Origin of the sequence: Caballeronia sp. INML2 (assembly GCF_023631365.1) — a bacterium.
Lineage (GTDB): Bacteria > Pseudomonadota > Gammaproteobacteria > Burkholderiales > Burkholderiaceae > Caballeronia > Caballeronia turbans.
The window spans coordinates 260577-278863 of the sequence record NZ_JALQDH010000074.1 but is presented as its reverse complement, the minus strand read 5'-3'; the positions used below and the strand labels follow the sequence as shown (position 1 = coordinate 278863).

16 protein-coding genes are annotated in these 18287 nt (G+C 63.3%); 7 read left to right on the top strand and 9 right to left on the bottom strand.

The window, feature by feature from the left end:
- Positions 1 to 76: 76 nt before the first annotated feature.
- From NCT32_RS26100 to NCT32_RS26075, 6 genes are all read right to left on the bottom strand, one after another.
- Positions 77 to 1315 carry a CaiB/BaiF CoA-transferase family protein gene (locus tag NCT32_RS26100; RefSeq protein ID WP_061116399.1) on the bottom strand — a complete coding sequence of 413 codons (1239 nt, stop codon included), beginning with the start codon at positions 1313 to 1315 and terminating at the stop codon, positions 77 to 79.
- A gap of 1 nt (position 1316) precedes the next feature.
- Positions 1317 to 2126 carry an enoyl-CoA hydratase-related protein gene (locus NCT32_RS26095; RefSeq protein ID WP_086960719.1) on the bottom strand — a complete coding sequence of 270 codons (810 nt, stop codon included), beginning with the start codon at positions 2124 to 2126 and terminating at the stop codon, positions 1317 to 1319.
- Between the two features lie 64 nt (positions 2127 to 2190).
- Positions 2191 to 3477 carry an MFS transporter gene (locus tag NCT32_RS26090; protein WP_061116398.1) on the bottom strand — a complete coding sequence of 429 codons (1287 nt, stop codon included), beginning with the start codon at positions 3475 to 3477 and terminating at the stop codon, positions 2191 to 2193.
- A 250-nt stretch (positions 3478 to 3727) separates the two neighbouring features.
- The gene (locus NCT32_RS26085) at positions 3728 to 6766 is read right to left on the bottom strand and encodes an FAD-binding and (Fe-S)-binding domain-containing protein (RefSeq protein ID WP_250490625.1); all 3039 of its coding nucleotides are present in this window, start codon (positions 6764 to 6766) and stop codon (positions 3728 to 3730) included.
- A 54-nt stretch (positions 6767 to 6820) separates the two neighbouring features.
- The gene (locus NCT32_RS26080; protein WP_250477832.1) at positions 6821 to 7585 is read right to left on the bottom strand and encodes a 2-keto-4-pentenoate hydratase; all 765 of its coding nucleotides are present in this window, start codon (positions 7583 to 7585) and stop codon (positions 6821 to 6823) included.
- Positions 7582 to 8802 carry an alanine--glyoxylate aminotransferase family protein gene (locus NCT32_RS26075; RefSeq protein ID WP_061116395.1) on the bottom strand — a complete coding sequence of 407 codons (1221 nt, stop codon included), beginning with the start codon at positions 8800 to 8802 and terminating at the stop codon, positions 7582 to 7584. Before NCT32_RS26075 ends, NCT32_RS26080 begins: the two co-directional genes overlap by 4 nt.
- Positions 8803 to 8966: 164 nt before the next feature.
- Here NCT32_RS26075 and NCT32_RS26070 point away from each other — a divergent pair, with 164 nt between their 5' ends.
- Entirely contained in the window at positions 8967 to 9722 is a 756-nt protein-coding gene (locus tag NCT32_RS26070) for a GntR family transcriptional regulator (RefSeq protein ID WP_061116394.1), read from the top strand.
- Positions 9723 to 9806: 84 nt separating this feature from the next.
- Positions 9807 to 10169, top strand: a complete 363-nt coding sequence (locus NCT32_RS26065) for a hypothetical protein (RefSeq protein ID WP_061116393.1) — start codon at positions 9807 to 9809, stop codon at positions 10167 to 10169.
- 15 nt (positions 10170 to 10184) lie between these two features.
- Here NCT32_RS26065 and NCT32_RS26060 read toward each other — a convergent pair whose 3' ends face one another.
- The gene (locus tag NCT32_RS26060; protein ID WP_250477831.1) at positions 10185 to 10352 is read right to left on the bottom strand and encodes a hypothetical protein; all 168 of its coding nucleotides are present in this window, start codon (positions 10350 to 10352) and stop codon (positions 10185 to 10187) included.
- A gap of 164 nt (positions 10353 to 10516) precedes the next feature.
- Here NCT32_RS26060 and NCT32_RS26055 point away from each other — a divergent pair, with 164 nt between their 5' ends.
- Together NCT32_RS26055 and NCT32_RS26050 are read left to right on the top strand one after the other, a co-directional pair.
- Positions 10517 to 11440 carry a DNA-3-methyladenine glycosylase gene (locus NCT32_RS26055; RefSeq protein WP_061116533.1) on the top strand — a complete coding sequence of 308 codons (924 nt, stop codon included), beginning with the start codon at positions 10517 to 10519 and terminating at the stop codon, positions 11438 to 11440.
- Between the two features lie 172 nt (positions 11441 to 11612).
- Positions 11613 to 13622: an EI24 domain-containing protein gene (locus NCT32_RS26050; protein ID WP_061116532.1), complete on the top strand. Its 2010-nt coding sequence runs from the start codon at positions 11613 to 11615 to the stop codon at positions 13620 to 13622.
- 17 nt (positions 13623 to 13639) lie between these two features.
- On the opposite strand, the gene NCT32_RS26045 is transcribed toward NCT32_RS26050, so the two are convergent.
- Entirely contained in the window at positions 13640 to 14779 is a 1140-nt protein-coding gene (locus NCT32_RS26045) for a peptidyl-alpha-hydroxyglycine alpha-amidating lyase family protein (RefSeq protein ID WP_409219311.1), read from the bottom strand.
- Between the two features lie 158 nt (positions 14780 to 14937).
- Here NCT32_RS26045 and NCT32_RS26040 point away from each other — a divergent pair, with 158 nt between their 5' ends.
- Both NCT32_RS26040 and NCT32_RS26035 read left to right on the top strand, forming a co-directional pair.
- On the top strand, positions 14938 to 15363 hold the full coding sequence (locus tag NCT32_RS26040; protein ID WP_061116390.1) for a hypothetical protein: 426 nt from the start codon (positions 14938 to 14940) through the stop codon (positions 15361 to 15363).
- A gap of 62 nt (positions 15364 to 15425) precedes the next feature.
- Positions 15426 to 15980, top strand: coding sequence for a TetR/AcrR family transcriptional regulator (locus NCT32_RS26035; protein ID WP_061116389.1), 555 nt, complete (start codon positions 15426 to 15428; stop codon positions 15978 to 15980).
- 9 nt (positions 15981 to 15989) lie between these two features.
- Here the strand turns inward: NCT32_RS26035 and NCT32_RS26030 are convergent, their stop codons facing one another.
- A complete protein-coding gene (locus NCT32_RS26030; RefSeq protein ID WP_061116388.1) occupies positions 15990 to 16943 on the bottom strand; it encodes a D-2-hydroxyacid dehydrogenase family protein in 954 nt (317 codons plus the stop codon).
- A gap of 259 nt (positions 16944 to 17202) precedes the next feature.
- On the opposite strand from NCT32_RS26030, the gene NCT32_RS26025 reads away from it, so the two are divergent.
- Entirely contained in the window at positions 17203 to 18261 is a 1059-nt protein-coding gene (locus NCT32_RS26025; RefSeq protein ID WP_061116387.1) for a hypothetical protein, read from the top strand.
- Positions 18262 to 18287: the final 26 nt, after the last annotated feature.

Sequence of the window (18287 nt, the reverse complement as noted above, 5' to 3'; positions counted from 1 at the left end):
AAGCGGGATCAGGCATCGATCATAGCGCCGAATTTTGCATGTCGAATGCAAAAAACCGGCACGATTGATATCGAGATCATGCCGGAACTTCCGTTTCCAGGATCGCGCCTTCATCCTTGAGCGCCTGAATGCGTGCATCGTCGAAACCGTATTCGTTGAGCACCTCGGTGGTGTGCTGCCCGAGAAGCGGCGCGGGACGGGAAGCCTTCGTCGACCCTTCGGAGAAGTGAATCGGCAAACCGATGCCCCGCATCGGCCCCGCGAGCGGATGCTCCGTCTCGACGATCATCCCGCGCGCGATTGCCTGCTCGTGCGACGACGCCTCCGGTACGCCCAGCACCGCGCCGCTCGGCAAGCCGATTTCGTCGAAAGTGACGAGCCATTCGTCAGTGGTCCGCTCGGCGAGGCGCGTGCTCAGGATCTCGACGAGCAACTCGCGATGCCTCAGGCGGCCCGCATTGGTCTGGAAACGCTCGTCCTCGGCGAGACCGGGAATGTTCAACACGCCGACCAGCCGCTCGTAGTTCCTCTGATTGGCCGCGCCGATGTTGATCCAGCCGTCGCGCGTGCGAAACGCCTGATACGGCGCGCTCGTCGGATTGGCGGAGCCCGCCTTCGGCAGTACCGTGCCGTCCGCGAAATAGTTGGCGAAGGCCCAGTACATCTGTTGCAGGCCGGCTTCGAAGAGCGACGTATCGACCATCTGGCCAAGGCCCGTCGTCTGCTTTCTCGCATAGGCCGCGCTGATGCCGAGCGCCGCCAGAATGCCCGCGTTGATATCGGTGACGGGCGAGCCCGCCTTGATCGGCGCCTGTCCCGGCTCGCCGGTCATGCTCATCAGGCCGCTCATGCCCTGCGCTATGAGATCGAAGCCGCCTTTATCGGCCATCGGTCCGCTGCGGCCGTAACCGGAAATCGCGCAATAGATGAGGCCCGGATTCATCGCCCTGAGCGTTTCGTAACCCATGCCCAGTTTTTCCATCGTGCCGCGCCGGTAGTTCTCCGTCACGACATCCGCGCTCGCGAGCATTTTCCTGAGCACGTCCTTGCCGCCGTCCGTCTTCAGATTAAGGGCGACGCCGCGCTTGTTGCGGTTCACGATCAGGAACGACGCGGATTCGCCGCTCGGGAGCATCGGCGCGAAACGCCGGCAATCATCGCCGTTTGGAATTTTTTCGACCTTGATGACATCGGCACCCATGTCCGCGAGCATCATCCCGCAGATCGGCCCCGACATGATGTGTGCGAGCTCGATCACGCGCAAGCCCGCAAGCGGCCCCTCGCCGGGCGCGGCTGCCGGTTTCGTGTCTGTCATGTCAACGTCCCTTGAATTGCGGTTTGATCTTGTCGAGGAAGGCCTGATAGCCGGTGCGGAAATCTTCCGTGCCGAAGCACGCGAAGCCTTCGTCGCGCTCTTCACCGGTGAGCGGCGCGGGGTCCATCACGCGGCGCACGAACTGCTTGTGCCAGCGCGCGACGAGCGGCGCGCCGTCCGCGATGCGTCGCGCGGTTTCATATGCGTGCGCGGTGACGTCGCCATCCGCGACGACGCGCGTGACGAGCCCCTTCGCAAGCGCTTCCCTCGCATCGAAAATGCGTCCTTCGAGCAGCATCTCGAGCGCAATGGCCGGCCCCGCCAGACGTACGAGCCCTTCCATCTCCGCATGCGCCATCACGAGGCCTAGATTCTTGATCGGCACCCCGAAGCGGCTCGACTCGCCGCAAATGCGCAGATCGCACATCGCCGCGATTTCGAGGCCGCCGCCGACACAGATGCCATGAATCATCGCGACGATCGGATGCCGGCACTGGCGCAATGCATTCAAAGTGCGATGCATGATGGCGCCGTACTCGCGCGCCTGCTCGACATTCGAGCGATCCGTGCGGAACTCGCCAATGTCGTTCCCCGGCGAAAACGCCTTTTCGCCGGCGCCGCGCAGCACGATGCAGCGCAACGTGTCATCGCCTGAAAGCGTTTCGATGGTCTCACCGAGCGCGTGCCACAACGGCTTCGTCATCGCGTTGAGCTTCTCGGGCCGATCGATCACGACCGTCGAGATGTCGCCTTCGCGCTCGACCAGGATGGATGGTTCCGCCACATCGCCTCCTTGAATTGAATGCTGCATGCTGAATGCGTTATCCGATGCGGTTCAATGCATGCAAAATGCATTGAACCGCCGCGCCCGTCGATTAGACGAACTTGCGCGCGTCTGCCGCGTCTTTCGTTTCCTCGACTTCGAGCGCGCGGTCCGGGCGCATCATGAACGAGAGGATGATGCCGGCGGCCATCAGGATCATCGACACCGTGAACGGAAGGTTCCAGTTGCCCGTGCGGTCGATCAGCCAGCCGCCCACGACCGGGCTGATGATGGCCGCCAGCGCCGAGCCGGAATTCATGATGCCGGACGCGGTACCCGAGTGCTTGGGCGCGATGTCCATCGGCACGGACCACATCGGACCGATCGTCATTTCGTTGAAGAAGAAGCCGGCCGAGAGACACACCGCCGCGAGCGTGATCGAAATGTCGGAGATCAGCATGATCGGCGCGAGCGACAGTAGCGTCAGCAGCATGCACACGCCCACCATCACGTTGCGCGCGAGCCGCACGTTGCCGCTCTTTCTCAGGATGCGGTCGGTGAGGGAACCGCCGAGCCAGTCGCCGAGCACGCCTGCGAAGAACACCCCCGACGCGAACAGCGCCGACTTGCCGAGCTGCATGTGGTAGCTATGCAGGAAGTACTGCGGAATCCAGCCAAGAAACAGCCACAGCACCCATCCATAGCAGAAATACACCGCCGTGACGGGAGCCATGCGGCCGAGCAGCGTGCGCCACGGAACCGGCACGCGTTGCTTCACGCCAGAGTAGCTCGCGAGCGTCGCGCATTCGGAATCCGTGATGCGCGGATGATCGCGCGGATTGTCGCGAAAGTAGAAGACCCACGCCAGCGCCCACAGGAAACTGATGATCCCGGTGATGATGAACGCGCCGCGCCAGCTCGTCGCGACCATCAGCCAGACGATGAGCGGCGGCGCCACCGCATTGCCGATGCGTGATGCTGCATGCGTAATACCTTGTGCAAAACCGCGCTGATCGGCGGGCATCCAGTTCGACATCGCGCGCGTCGCAGTCGGAAAGGTCGCACCTTCGCCGAGGCCGAGCAGCACGCGCGCCACGATCAGCGAGACGAAGCCGCCGGACAGACCGGTGAGCACCGTGGCGCCTGCCCAGATGATGGCGCATAGCGTGAGCGTGCGGCGCGGCCCAAAGCGGTCGCCCACCCATCCGCCGATGATCTGGAACACGAGATACGGATACGCGAAGGCGGAAAACACGAAGCCGACTTGCGTGTGCGACAGGCCAAGCTCGGCGCCGAACTGGGCCGCCGCGGTACTGACATTGACCCGGTCGATATAGGTGATGAAATACATCGCGCATAGCAGCAGCAGAACGCGTGTCGTGGCTCGACGGAACATCATCGTCTCCTTGTTGGCCGCGTGCGTGCGCGCGACGCCTTCGGTTCTCGAGAGGCGCCCTGCACTGCATGCGGAACTTCGCGTGGGTACGTCGGATGAGGACTGCGGGCTCGGTATGAGCCTGCTTATAGCGTTCTTCTGCGCAGCTTGCGTATGCGTGGTTTGCGCGGTGATGTCATTGCTCGTCTCCTGGTCGCGGCTCGTTCGTGTCCGCTGTTTTGCTTCGGTGAATGAAACTCTCGTCTAGCTGTCTTCAATCCTTTGCATCGAGCGCCATCGCGAGCACGCGCGCAACATGCAGCGCCTCTCTTTGCGCGCCATCCGCGATCTGATGACGGCAACTCGTGCCGTCCGCGACGATGAGCGCATCGCGGGCCGCACGCACGGCCGGCAGCAGCGACAGCTCCGCCATCGCTTGGGAGGCGGCGTAATGTTCCGCCTCATAACCGAAGCTGCCCGCCATGCCGCAGCATGACGATTCGATCGTCTTCACATCGAGCCCTGGAATCCAGCCGAGAACTTTCTCGATGGGACGCACCGCATCGAATGCCTTTTGATGGCAATGTCCATGCAGCAACGCGCTTGATCGATCCAGCGCCTTCAGCTTCAGTCGCAAGCGCCCTGCCGCCTCTTCACGCACGAGAAACTCCTCGAACAGGAACGACGCTTGTGCGAGCTTGCGAGCTGCATCGCCATAGCCGTACCCGAGAAATTCGTCGCGCAACGAGAGCAGGCACGACGGCTCCAGGCCGACGATCGCCACACCGCGCTCGACATAAGGCATGAGCGCATCGAGCGCGCGGCGCGCTTCGGCCTTCGCTTCATCGACGAGACCGGACGAGAGGAACGTGCGCCCGCAACACAGCGGCCGCTCGCCCGTCTTGACGTTCAGATGAACCGTGTATCCCGCCGCTTCGAGCACACGCTTCGCGGCACGCGCGTTGTCGGGCTCCATGAAGTTGTTGAACGTATCGACGAAGAGCAGAACTTCATTAGTTGCAGATGCAACTGGCTTGCCGGCCGCATCGGCGAGATAGGGTTTCGCGAAACGGGGGAACGCTCGCTGCGGCGCGAGGCCGAGCTTCGACTTGAGCCAGCGTGCAACACCGGGCATATTCGCTTCGAATGCGTTCGACAGCGCCGGCATGCGGCTCGCATAGGGCGCGTAGCGCGGCAGGAATGCGATCAGCCGCTCGCGCAGGCGCACGCCATGACGCTGCGTCCATGCGGCGCGCGCCTCGATCTTGATGCGCGCCATGTCGACACCTGTCGGGCAATCGCGCTTGCACCCCTTGCATGACACGCACAGGTCCAGCACGTCCTTCACATCCTGACTCGCGAGGCCGTCATCGCCCAGCTGTCCCGACAACGCGAGCCGCAAGGTGTTCGCACGGCCGCGCGTGACATGCTGCTCGTCCTTCGTGATGCGATAGCTCGGGCACATCGTGCCTGCATCGAACTTGCGGCAATGGCCGTTGTTGTTGCACATCTCGACCGCTTTCGCGAGTCCGCCCGACAGGTCGCCGCCCGATCCCGGCACGCCTTCGTCGCCCGTCGACGGATCGCGCGTCACATTCCACGCCGACCAGTCGAGCTGCGGCGTCAACGCGCGCTCGGCATAGGAAGGCGGAAAGCGGAAGTTGCGCGCATCGTCCATCTTCGGCGGAGCGACGATACGATCCGGGCTCAGCCGGTTCTCCGGATCGAAGAGCTGCTTGATGTCGCGAAAAGCCTCGTTGATACGCGGGCCATATTGCCATGCGACCCATTCGCCGCGGCACAAACCGTCGCCGTGCTCGCCAGAGAATGCGCCCTTGTATTCGCGCACCATCGCCGCGGCTTCTTGCGCGATTGCGCGCATCTTGATGGCTCCGTCCCGACGCATATCGAGAATCGGCCGCACATGCAACGTGCCGACACTCGCATGCGCGTACCACGTCCCTTCGGTTCCGTGCTGCCTGAAGACTTCGGTCAACCGACTCGTGTACTCGGCCAGATGCTCGAGCGGCACTGCGCAATCCTCGATGAAGGACACCGGCTTGCCGTCGCCCTTCATGCTCATCATGATGTTGAGGCCCGCCTTGCGCACTTCCCATAGCGCCTTTTGCGGACCGGCGTCGGGCATCTGCACGACCGAGCCGGGCAAGCCGATATCGCTCATCAACTCGACGAGCTGCGCGAGCTGCGCGACTTGTTCATCGCGATCCGCGCCCGCGAATTCGACGAGCAGGACAGCCTTCGGCTGGCCGACCAACGCCTTTTCGATCACGGGGCGGAACGCGGGATTCGACATCGCGAGATTGATCATCGTGCGATCGACGAGTTCCACCGCCACCGGTCCGAGCTTGACGATGTGCTGCGTCATGTCCATCGCATCGTAGAAGCTCGGGAAGTTCACCACGCCGAGCGTCTTGTGCGCGGGCAACGGCGCGAGCTTCAACGTCAGCTGACGGCTGAACGCAAGCGTGCCTTCCGAGCCGACGAGCAGGTTCGCAAGATTCGGCTCCCCGTCGTCGCTGAAAGCGAGCGGGCTCTGACAATCGAAGAGATCGAGGTTGTAGCCTCCCACGCGCCGCAGCACCTTTGGAATGTGCTCGCGCATTTCCTGCTGCTCGCGCATCGCGATGCCACGCACGCTATCGATGAGATCGCGCGTGCGTGCATCGTTCATCATGGTCGAGACCTTGCCGAAACGCGCTTCGTGGCCATCGGCGAGGATCGCGTCGATCGCCTCGACGTTATGAACCATGATTCCGTATTCCATCGAGCGCGAGCCGCACGAGTTGTTGCCCGCCATGCCGCCGATCGTGCATTGCGCGCTCGTCGACACATCCACCGGAAACCACAGGCCATGCGGCTTGAGCCACGCGTTCAGATGATCGAGCACGACGCCCGGTTCGACCGTGACGGTGCGCGCGTCCTTGTCGAAGTGGATGATGTTGTTCAGCCACTTCGTCGTGTCGATGACGAGCGCCTCGCCGATCGTCTGCCCGCATTGACTCGTGCCCGCGCCGCGCGCAAGCACGCTCGCGTGGCTGTCGCGCGCGATCTGCAAAGCGAGGCGCAGATCGTGCTGATCCTTCGGCACGACGACACCGAGCGGCATGATCTGATAGATCGACGCATCGGTGGCGTAGCGCCCGCGCGATGCGTGATCGAACAGCACATCGCCTTTCAGTTCGCGTTGCAGTCGCGCCTGCAATGGCGTCGGCGTCGATGCGAGCCGCGCGCGCGCGGAAGCGGGCATCAGATGGATCGGCTTGACGAGCCGGTCTGTGGGGGAATTGAGCATCGTCGCTGTCGGTGAGTGCCAGAGCGCTGTGCGGTTCCTGGCCTTATGAATGCGTTATGCGAAATGCAATTCGACGGCAGGCAAGCCCTCGATGCGGCCCACGGCCGTGCCTGGCGCATCGGGAAAAGCCATGCCGGTGTACGAACCCGCCGTGAGCACGGTCCCGCGCTCGACGGCAAGCCCGCGCGAGACACTGTGGTTCACCGTCCATGCGAGCAGGCGACGCGGGTCGCCCGCGGGGTTCGCCGGAGCGCCGTGGAAGAGCGGCGCGCCCTCGAACGTGAAGGTCATCGCGGGCGATACGAAGGGAAACGCCGCGTCGTATGGCACGGCATCCCCCACGATCAACGCGCCATGATTCTGCAAGTCGGCGAGTTGCCAGGGCTTCTCCACATCGGGCCATGCGGCGAAACGGCTCGCCACCACTTCAATTGCCGCATGCACGGATTCGATGGCGGCGATCACGTCGTCATCGCTATAGGGACCGCTGCCCGGTTCGAACCGCCGGCCAAGCTTGAAAGCGACTTCGAGTTCGAGTCCGGCCTTGCCGAACGCGTGCATCGACAGCCGCGCGCCGGAATAATGAATGCCATCGGCGGGAAGCGGCGCGCCCTGTATCGGGCCATCGTGCGATTTCGCGCCGACCTTCCATCCGCCGATCTCCGCGCCCAGCGCGCGCAGCGTCGCTTCCTGCGCGGCGTACGCTTCTTCGGCGGCGTGCGGACGTGCGCCTTCCGGCAATACGTCGAGCTTCGCGCGGTGCGCGCGGGCCTCGACGAAGAGCCTTGCGAGCGCGTTGGCGTCAAACGCGGCGCTCATGCGGCCGCCTTCAATGCGGGCTTCGCGACGTGGCTCGTCAGATAGTCCATCGCCGCCGTGACACCGCTGCCCTTCAATTCGATGCCCGCGAGCCTCAAGCCCATTTCGCAGCCGGAGAGCGCGGCCATCAGCGTGAGATCGTTGCAATCGCCGAGATGCCCGATGCGGAACATGCGGCCCTTCACCTTGCCGAGCCCCGTGCCAAGCGACATGTCGAAATGTTCGTAGATGAGCTTGCGCACTGCATCGGCATCGACGCCTTCGGGCGTCATCACGCCTGTGAGCACCGGCGAATACACGGCGGTATCGGCGCACTGAATCTCGAGGCCCCATGCGGTGACCGCCGCGCGGCACGCCGCCGCGAGCCGTTGATGACGAGCGAACACGTTCTCGAGCCCTTCACCGAGGATCATGTCGAGCGCTTCCGAGAGCCCATAGAGGAGGTTCGTGTTCGGCGTGTAAGGCCAGTACCCCTGCTTGTTCATCTCGATGATCTCGGTCCAGTCCCAGAACGCGCGCGGCAGCGTGGCGCGTTTCGACGCCTCACGCGCCTTCTCCGATACCGCGTTGAAGCTGATGCCCGGCGGCAGCATCAAACCCTTCTGCGAGCCGGAGACCGTCACGTCTACGCCCCATTCGTCGTGGCGATACTCCGCCGATGCAAGGCCCGAAATCGTGTCCACCATCAGCAGCGCGGGATGCTTTGCGGCGTCGATGGCGCGCCGCACGGCGGCGATATCGGACGTCACGCCCGTCGACGTTTCGTTATGCACGACGCACACGGCCTTGATCACGCATTGCGTGTCTTCGCGCAAGCGCTTTTCGATCATGTCGGCCTGCACGCCGCGACGCCAGCCTTCGATGCCGGGCAAGCCCAGAAACTCAGGCTTGAGCCCGAGGTTCTCGGCCATCTTCTTCCACAGCGTCGCGAAGTGGCCCGTCTCGTACATCAACACCGTATCGCCGGAACTCAACGTGTTGCATAAGGCGGCCTCCCATGCGCCCGTCCCCGATGCCGGATAGATGACCACCGGTTGACTCGTTTTGAAGATCTTCCTGATGCCTTCGAGCACCTTGAGCCCCAGCGCGCCGAACTCCGGGCCGCGATGATCGATCGTCGGATAGCTCATCGCCCGCAGGATGCGATCGGGTACGGGGCTCGGCCCCGGAATCTGCAGGAAGTGACGGCCAGCAGGATGGAAATCGAGCTTCAACATGGGTCCGAGTCCTCTTGGATGTAATTTTGCATGCAAAATACAATAACGCAGCGATCGAGACGCGTAAAGGAATACATAGGCCAGACGGCCTAGGGATAACCCGCTGGCGGTTTTTCCCGCTAGCACTGGGTTAAAATTGCCGCAAACGCGATTAGAGGTATTGAATGCAAAATCCCGATCTTCCAGAAGTGCATGTTTCGTCGCCGCTGCCCAAGGTGGAGCGTCTGCGCCTGCACGACACCGTCGTCGATCATTTGCGCGGCTTCATCGTCGAAGGCCTGCTGGCACCGGGCGTGAAGCTCAACGAGCGCAAGCTGTGCGAGACGCTCGGCATTTCGCGCACGCCGCTTCGCGAGGCATTGAAGGTGCTGGCCGCCGAAGGCCTGATCGAGATCTCGCCGAACCGGGGCGCATCGGTATCGCAGATGAGCGAGTTCGAAATACGAGAGATGTTCGAGTTGATGAGCGGGCTGGAGGCCTTTTCAGGCGAACTCGCATGCGAGCGCATTACGCCGCTCGAAATCGCGGAGATCAAGGCGCTGCACTACGCGATGCTCGCGTGCCGCGCACAAAACGATCTCTCCGGCTATTACAGCCGCAATCAGGCGATTCACGACAAGATCAACGAGGCCGCGCGCAACACGGCCTTGCGCCAGACCTATGTGTCGATCAACCGGCGTTTGATGGCACTGCGTTTTCGCTCGAATTTCCAGACGCCGAAATGGGACAGCGCCATTCGCGATCATGAAGAGATGATCGAGGCGCTCGAGACCCGCGACGGCAGGCGCATGGGCGAGATTCTGCGCAAGCATCTGCTGTCCAAGCGCGATGCGGTGCTCGCCGAGCGCACCATGACAACGGTGAAACCCGCGACGCAGAAAAAGCGTGCGGCGGACAAGTCGGCAGCGGATGAGCGCTAGCGAATAGAACGGTTGCGCGATTCCTCAAAAGGTAGGGGTACGATACCGGCTCACGGCCGCCAGAGCCTGCAAACGGGGAAAACGTTGACCAGGATTCGAGCAGCATGCATTGCGCTGGGCGCGGTGCTCGTCATCACGGACTTCACTTTCTATCACTCGTCGGACTTCGAGACTGCGCAGGCCGCAATGGACCGCCAGACGGTCGACTGCCTCACGCGTGGACTCACGCGTGACGAGAAAGTCGGCATCGCCCGACTGACCGCGCTGCACGATCGCGAGGGGCTGGCTCCCATCTACGGCGATGTTCTCGCGCGTTGCGTCGTGCGTTCCGATCAATGGGACCGCCGTCCTCAACTCGTAACGAGTGGGCCCCAGCTTCTTTCCCAACACCCCGAATTCAGGCCCATGCTCAACACGAGCACGATGGAACTGGCGCGGCGCCCCTGATACGGCGCGCATCGATCAAGCCGTCAGACCGCTGCCCGCGCCGAGATGAACCTCGGCGCGTGAGCTCGCCGCATGCGCGCCCAGCACGGCAATCTCATGCTGCGTGTAATGCGTGACCGGCGCAATGGCCGCAAGCGCGGCGGTGATGACGATGGCGACGATGCTGATCGAGATGGCGTTCATGTTCGGCTCCTTTGGCTGGCTGACGTTGCTGGGTCGTTTGCTGTCGATGTGAGGCATTGTCGTCGCGCAGAGTTAGCGGCGAATGAGCATCGCAGCGCGGCGACCATGCAGAACGCCGGAGTAAGATCGGCATGCAATCGACCATCGCGCAAACGGCATCCAAAATGCATTCGACCATCGACACATCGACCGCCACCCTCGAACTGCCCTTCAAGAGGCCTTTCGACTGGATGCGCATGCTGACATTCATCGGCGGGCGCGCGTCCGCGGGCGTCGAGTCGGTCGAGGGCGGCGTGTATCGACGCGCGATCGAATGGCAAGGCGACGACGGCACTGTCGACGTCAGGCCGCATGAAAGCAGGCATCGGCTCGTCGTGCATGTCGATGGCGCAGCGGCACGCCACGCCGGCGCGCTCGCCGCGCCGCTCGCGCGCATGTTCGATCTGCATGCCGATCCCCGCGAAATCGCCCGATGCCTCGGGGCTGACCCCATGCTCGCGCCGCTCGTCGCGTCCGCACCCGGCCTGCGCGTGCCGGGCGCGTGGTCCGGCTTCGAACTCGTGGTGCGGACGATCGTCGGACAACAGGTGAGCGTGAAAGGCGCCTCGACGATCATGAGCCGCATCGTGCAGCGCGCGGGAAGAAGGATCGACGGCCACCCGCACGAAGGCACCGCGTGGCGTTTTCCCACGCCCGCCGAGCTCGCCGTTGCGGACCTGCAGAAGATCGGCATGCCGACGAAGCGCATCGAGACCGTGCAACGCTTCGCACACGCGGTGGCAACGGGCGCGCTGCCGCTCGATGAGCACGGCGCCGATCTCGAATGCCTGAAGCGCGACATGCTCTCGATGCCGGGCATCGGGCCGTGGACCGTCGGCTATGTCGCGATGCGTGCGCTACGCGATCCCGACGCGTGGCCGGACGCCGATCTCGTTCTCATGCAGGCGATCGCGCGCCGCGATCCGTCGCTTGCAAGGCCCGTCCTGCAGCGTGCGCGCACCGAACGCTGGCGTCCGTGGCGCGCCTATGCGGCCATGCACCTGTGGAACGGCGTGGCGATGGAAACGGGACTTGCACGCGGCGGCTGATATCGCATGCATTCGATTAGATCGCATCTTGCGTGCAATACGCATGCATGCAAACTGAAAAATAGACTAATCTGCTTCGAGAGACCGGGCGCCGCCGCGGGCGCGTATCCGCGTGCGCAGCGCAGGGACAGGATACGAAGCAGCGCTGACGAAACGCCATCGGGAGACGCTCATGAACGCATCGTCCCTTGACGCGCAAGACATCAAGAACGAACACGCGGCATCGCCGACGACGGCCGCGTCCGACATGCCGATCGCGCCACGCGTGCAGAAGATCGTCGTCGCGATACACGGCATTGGCAATCAGTTGCACAGCGACACGGTGCGTTCCGTGGCGAGCCAGTTCGGTGCGCGCTACGACCCGCCGCTGCCTGTCATGCCGCTCGGCTATTTCGACATCGCGGGCGTCGGTGAAGTGGACGTCCGCCAGCTCGATCTTCCGCAGGGCGGCCCCTACACAGCCGAGCAGCGCGACTTCTATTCCGCGCTCGGTTTCGCGGAAGTATATTGGGCCGACATTCCGCGCGAGGTCGTGAAGCAGGACGACACGCTCGAGGAAAGCAAGGCATGGGGACTTTCGATCGTGAGTCGCGCGCAGGCCGCCTATATGCTCAACGTCGACGAACGCAAGCTCGAGCCCGCCGATTTCTCGCTTGCGTCGGGCGTCGTCGAGGAGGTCATCGAAACGGTGGCCGTCATGCAAAGCCTGCTCGCGGTTACCGAGAAGGCCGGCATCTTCAAGTTCGATCTCGCGCCGATGCTCCGCGATTATGTCGGCGACGTGCAGCTGGTCGCGGATTTCAGGCAGCATCGCGAGACGATCGTCTTTCGGTTTCATCGCGTAATGGAGCGGCTCGTCGCGCTCGCCACCGCGCGCTGCCAATGCGCGCCCGAGGTATATATCGTCGCGCACAGTGAGGGAACCGTCATCAGCTTTCTCGGCATTCTGCAGGCGCTGTCCACACCGACCGTGTCGGACCCGAAGGACGGCAAGCAGGTCATCAGCACCGACTGGGTGCAAAGTCTGCGCGGCTTCATGACCATCGGCTCGCCGATCGACAAGCACATCCTGCTATGGCCGAAACTCTGGGAAGGCATGGCGCTGAAAAGCGACATGCAGGGCGATGCCGTGACGCAAGCGGAACGTCCGGGCGGACCGATCACGCTGCCCTCGCGCATCAGGTGGCGCAACTATTACGACTTCGGCGATCCGGTCGGCTTCGCACTCGATACGGCGCGCGCCTATCTCGATCATCGCGGCTGCCGTGCGTTCGAGTTCGAACCGGTGCATGACATCGGCTTCTCGCGCTACTGGTTGCCAGGCAAGGCGCATACGGACTACTGGACCGATGGCGATGTCTTCGGCCACTTCATCGAGAACGTCGTGCTCGACAAAGACACGGCAAAAGCCCCGCAAAACAGGCGCTTTCGTGGCATCGTGAGCACGGCGATTCCTTATCTGCTGAGCTTCTCGCTGCATCTTCTCGCGGTGTTCTTCATTTACAAAGCCGTCACGGCATCGTCCGATTCGGGCGCGGGGGGCACGAGCACCGCGCCCGAGTTCATCTATCTCACACGCTCGGTGTTCGCACTCGCATGCCTGCTGATGGGAACGACGGTCGCCGCGCGCCTTCCGCGTCTCGTGAAGGCGCGCGGCGTGAGACGCACGGGCGCGTGGCTGCGCTGGCGCATCGTCGCGCTTCTGGCGTTCGTCGCAGGCGCGCTGATCTTCTGGTTCGTGCTCTTGAGCGGCGTGGCCGCGTTTCTCGCGAGTCCGTTTGCGGACTTTGTGCATCGCGATGTCGCCGATCCTGCCGTCGGCAAGGCTGTATTCGTGCTCGCGGGACTGGTGTGCGCGTTGAGCGGATGGCTCGCTCCGCGCAAACCGCATTGGGGACGGCGCATTCTCGTTGCGCTCGGCACGCTGATGATGGTGTTGATCGTCGGCGTGAGGTTATGGGGCGATCTGGCGGGCAAGCAGTTATGGCCCGTCGTGCTCGGCGGTGCATTCTTTCTCTATGCGTGGTGGCTCGCGATTCTGATCTTCGATCTCGCGTTCGTGTGGCATCGCTATGTGCGCAACTCAGTCGCGCTCGATACGCTGCGTGCATGGCGCGAGAACCGATGCGATGCGCAGCCGAAGCCAATCATGTCGATGCGGGCGAAGGCTGCGCCTAAGTAATGCGGACCGATGCGAAGTTATCCATGCAGCACGAGTTTCTGCACTCGCCAGTTGAGCAACTCCGCGACGAACAACGTGTTCTCCGCCGGACACGCCATCTCGTGAATCCATCCGAACTGCTTCAGTTGCTTGCCCGATCGACCGAGCACGCCGAGCAGTTTCCCATCGAGCGATAACTTGTAGATGCGGCCGGGAAACGCATCGGCGCAATACAACACCTGATTCGGCCCCGGCGATATGCAAATGGCCCAAGGCGATCCCGGCGCAAACGTGCCCGCTGCAATTGCCGCTTCATCGGGCATGTTGCCGATAGCCGGGCGCGCATCCGACGGCACGGGCACGTCGATCGTGAATTGCCGCTGAAAATTCCCTTCGCCGTCGAAGACCTGAATGCGCCGGTTACTGCGATCGGCAACATAGACCATGCCGTTTCTATCGACTGCAATGCTATGCGGCGTATGGAACTGCCCCGGCTCCTTGCCGCGCTCGCCCCACGACTTGAGCCAGTTGCCGTCCTTGTCGACCTTCGCGACGCGCGAGTTGATGTATCCGTCGCTGATATACGTATTGCCCGCGGTATCCCAAGCGACATCTGTCACCTGTCGAAAGCGTCCGGGCTCCGAAGGCAGCGGCGGATTCGGATGCTTGAGCGGCGCGGTCTCTTCGTCCGATGCCTCCTGCTTGCGTCCGAACACCATCGCGACGCGGCCTTCGGGCGTGAACTTGATGATCATGTCCGAGCCCTTGTCGGTGACCCAGACGTTGTCCTGCCGATCCACCTTGACCGTATGCGCAAACGACCACGCATAAAGGTTATGGCCGATCTCGCGCACGAAGCGGCCGTTGCGATCGAATTCGAGCAGCTGGGCCGCGGCTGCGCCGTATGCGGGACCGATGCTATTGCCGCGCGAAAGCACGAAGATATGCCCCGCCGAATTGAGCGCGACGCCAGAGCATTCGCCGAAGTAGACGTCGCGCGGCAAACGCACCGGATCGGGAACGGAATCGTAGGCTATGGCCGGCACGTCGTTGTCGGCGTACGCGAGATGCGGAAAGAGCGCGAGCGCGGCAGCGCCCTGGACCCCTTGGGCCGCGAGCATCAGGAAGCGCCGGCGGCTTGCAGCGCCCGGCGCGATGTCGCAACATGGGCAGTACATCGGGTGTCGAAGACTCACTGTTACCCTCCTCTTGTTCGTCGCCTGCAATGATGAACACCGATGGCCGGCTTGCTTCGCGATGCGAGAGGAAGTGTAGTGCATGAACCGCATTATTCACATCCGCGTGCTTTTATCGCTTTCAATGCTGAAAGGACATCATGACCGAATCCTGGCAATATCAAGTTCGAATCCGCCTCGCGCCCGAGTACGCAGCCTTGGCGCGTCAGGACCCGGCGAACGAAAAGCTTGCGCCGATCAACACGCTGCTCATGCGGCACGGCGCTCATATGAAATGCCAGTACGACGCCTTCGCCGACTACGTGGCGCAAGCGCAACGCGACGGCGTCGAACACTATCCGCTTTATCGCTGGACGCGCGAAACCATCGAGAATCCCGCTAAGAAAGCGAAATATCTGGAAGCGTTCACGCTCTATGTGAATGGCGATGAAGTCTATGACAAGGCGCTCGCCGATGCACTGGAAGCCGATCTTCAATCGCTCAGAAGCGATGCGCTCATCGATATCCGCAAGTTCGACACGAACCCCGCGCACAATCCGCAACCGCCTTCGTATAACAATTCATGAGGTTGACGCCTTGCATCGCGCACGCTAAGGTTTGGTAAATCAACCAAACATGGATCGCGCCCGTGCAGGATCGTCGACAGTCCATACTCGAAGCCGCGCTCGCCACATTGCGCGAAGAAGGCTATTCGGGCTTCACGCAACCGCGCGTCGCTGCGCGCGCGGGCGTGCGGCAGAGTCATCTCACGTACTATTTTCCGACGCGCCTCGCATTGATCGAAGCCGTAGCACGCACCGCAATCGACGGCCAGCTCGCCGCTGTCGATGCCTTTGCGGGCGAAGCGTCTGCCAAGGTCACGGCTGCATCGATCGCCAATGTCGCGATGCGCCATGAGAACACCCGCGTATTGATGGCGCTCGCGCAAGCCGCCGACGAAGAGCCGACCATACGCAGCCTCTTTCGCGAGCTCGCGGAAGGCGTCGCTGTGCGGATCACGCGCATGCTCGAAGCGATGGGCCTCGCCGTCACGAAAGAGCATGTGTCAATGGTGCACGCGCTCGTCGTCGGGCTTGCGGTCATCGATCTCGCGGTCGGCCGCGCGGACGGCAAGCGCCGCGCGAGCAGCGCAATCGAATTGTTGTTTTCATTGTTGCCGCCCGCCGAACCGAAAACGTCATAAGCGCAGTAGTCACGCCTTGCGCGCGTCGAGCCATTCGACGATATTGCGCACCGTATCGCCATAAAACGTGCGATACAACTCCTGCGCGACATAGCCGATATGCGGCGTCGCCAGCACGTTCGGTAGCGCGCGCAGCGGGTCGTTCGCCGCGAGCGGCTCTTCGTCGTACACGTCGATGGCCGCGCCCGCGAGCCTCCCCGACTTCAACGCATCGACCAGCGCCGCGCTATCGACGATCGGGCCGCGCGATGTGTTCACGATATGACTCGTCGGCTTCATCTGCGCGAGCTCCTTCTCGCCGACGAGATGACGCGTGCGCTCGCTCAGGCGCAGGTGAACCGTGAGCACATCGGAGGTACTGAAGAGCGTGTCCTTGTCGACGAGTTGCACGCCCTTTTCTTCGGCGCGCTCGCGCGTGAGGTTCTGGCTCCACGCGATCACGTTCATGCGAAACGCGCGTCCGATCACGCCGACCGCCGATCCCACGCGCCCGAGTCCGAGCAGGCCGAGCGTCTTGCCCGCCAGTTCGGTCCCAAGGCCCACTTGCCAGCCGCCTTCCTTCAGCGAGCGGTTTTCGGCGGGAATATTGCGCATCATCGCGAGAATCAGCGCCCAGGTAAATTCGATCGTCGGCGTGGACGAGTAGCCCGTGTGACGCACTTCGATGCCGCGTGCGGCTGCGGCATCCAGATCGATCGATGCATTGGCCGCGCCCGTCGACGCGATCAGCTTCAGGTTCGGAAGATGGTCGATGATGTCGCGCGAGAACGGCGTGCGCTCGCGCATTGCACACACGACGTCGAAGGGGCGCAGGCGTTCGAGCAGCGCTTCGCGCCCGGCGATGTGATCGTTGAACACGGTGAGCGTCGCGCGCCCGTCGAGCGGCGACCAGTCGGCCATGGAAAGCGCGATGTTCTGATAGTCGTCGAGAACGGCGACTTTGATCGGGTTGGATGGGGTCATGGGGATTTCGTTTGTTATGACGAATGGAGTGAACGGCAGGAGCTAGTGTGACGCAATGCGCGAATTCATGTCGCGCACGGCCGTCGCGAGCCTTTCTGAAATCCCGCAAAGCCTTGCGCCATAAGCGCTAGCGGGAATCCCAAATGCATGACATGGCGTGAAATAAGTTACCGCGGGACTTCGCGCGGCCCCTTCTCTATAGTCACTTCCGTCGCCACACGAAACGCAACGTGGCCTACAGAACCGAGAAGGACATCCCGTGAAAAACAGATCGACTTTCGCTTCAAACGGCCGCGTTGCCTCCGTCTGCGACGCGAGTTCCAGCAAGCGCCGCGTGCGCCATTTGCTCGTCGTCGCGGCCGCCGCCGCTCTCACGCTGTGCAGCAGTTCCGCCTTCGCCGGCTGGGCGCGCGGCGGCACGGCCTACACCGGCCGCGGCGAGTATCAGGGCGCGCACGTCGGCTCCTGCGGCGGCGGCAGTTGCTCGCATGCGGGCGGCGTCGAGAATCCGTGGGGCCGCGTCGCCACCAACTCAGGCACCGTGACGCGCACCGCGCCCGGCCAGTTCTCGAACTCCGGCACCGCCTACGGCCCGAACGGCCGCTCGGTGCAGCACGCGGGCGATACGAGCTGCGCCGGGGGAAGCTGCTCGCACACCGGCAGTGCGACCGGCCCGAACGGCAAGACCGCGACCGGCAGCGATACGGTGACGCGCACGGCGCCTGGACAGTACTCGTCGTCGGGCTCGGTGACCGGCCCGAACGGCAACACGTCGACGCACTCGGCATCGACGAACTGCGCGGGTTACACATGCAACCGCTCCGGCACCGTCAACACGGCGAACGGCGGGACGGTGACGCATTCAGGCAGCGCGACGAGCGTCGCGCCGGGCGTGGTCACCACCTCGGGCACGGCGACGGTCGCCAATGGCTCGCACAGCACGACGGTGGTCGGCGGCGGCACAGTCACGTCGAGCACGACGGTGGTGGCGACGGCGCCGGTCGTCACCGGAACCACAGTCGTTGCCGCGCCCGTGATCGTGCCGCCGCCCCCGCCGCCTTCGACGACCGTGGTGGTCGCACCTCCCCCGGCTTCGTCGACGGTCGTGGTGACGCCGCCCCCGCCGCCGGCCAAGACCGTCGTCGTCGCACCGCCGCCGGCAAAGACTGTGTATGTCGCGCCGGCTCCGGCTCCGGTCAAGACCGTGTATATCGCACCGCCGCCGCCCGCGAAGACCGTTTATGTCGTGCCGCACCGCGCGGTTCTGATCCCGGGCCACTGGGTCGGCAGATTCTGGATTCCCGCGCACTGGGCATAACAAGGACAGCAACATCTAAAGGCCGG

Excerpts from the sequence above, each read along its gene's own strand:
- NCT32_RS26100 (WP_061116399.1), bottom strand. The coding sequence starts at position 1,315 with ATGACAGACACGAAACCGGCAGCCGCGCCCGGCGAGGGGCCGCTTGCG.
- NCT32_RS26095 (WP_086960719.1), bottom strand. The coding sequence starts at position 2,126 with ATGCAGCATTCAATTCAAGGAGGCGATGTGGCGGAACCATCCATCCTG.
- NCT32_RS26090 (WP_061116398.1), bottom strand. The coding sequence starts at position 3,477 with ATGATGTTCCGTCGAGCCACGACACGCGTTCTGCTGCTGCTATGCGCG.
- NCT32_RS26085 (WP_250490625.1), bottom strand. The coding sequence starts at position 6,766 with ATGCTCAATTCCCCCACAGACCGGCTCGTCAAGCCGATCCATCTGATG.
- NCT32_RS26080 (WP_250477832.1), bottom strand. The coding sequence starts at position 7,585 with ATGAGCGCCGCGTTTGACGCCAACGCGCTCGCAAGGCTCTTCGTCGAG.
- NCT32_RS26075 (WP_061116395.1), bottom strand. The coding sequence starts at position 8,802 with ATGTTGAAGCTCGATTTCCATCCTGCTGGCCGTCACTTCCTGCAGATT.
- NCT32_RS26070 (WP_061116394.1), top strand. The coding sequence starts at position 8,967 with ATGCAAAATCCCGATCTTCCAGAAGTGCATGTTTCGTCGCCGCTGCCC.
- NCT32_RS26060 (WP_250477831.1), bottom strand. The coding sequence starts at position 10,352 with ATGAACGCCATCTCGATCAGCATCGTCGCCATCGTCATCACCGCCGCG.
- NCT32_RS26055 (WP_061116533.1), top strand. The coding sequence starts at position 10,517 with ATGCATTCGACCATCGACACATCGACCGCCACCCTCGAACTGCCCTTC.
- NCT32_RS26050 (WP_061116532.1), top strand. The coding sequence starts at position 11,613 with ATGAACGCATCGTCCCTTGACGCGCAAGACATCAAGAACGAACACGCG.
- NCT32_RS26045 (WP_409219311.1), bottom strand. The coding sequence starts at position 14,779 with ATGTACTGCCCATGTTGCGACATCGCGCCGGGCGCTGCAAGCCGCCGG.
- NCT32_RS26040 (WP_061116390.1), top strand. The coding sequence starts at position 14,938 with ATGACCGAATCCTGGCAATATCAAGTTCGAATCCGCCTCGCGCCCGAG.
- NCT32_RS26030 (WP_061116388.1), bottom strand. The coding sequence starts at position 16,943 with ATGACCCCATCCAACCCGATCAAAGTCGCCGTTCTCGACGACTATCAG.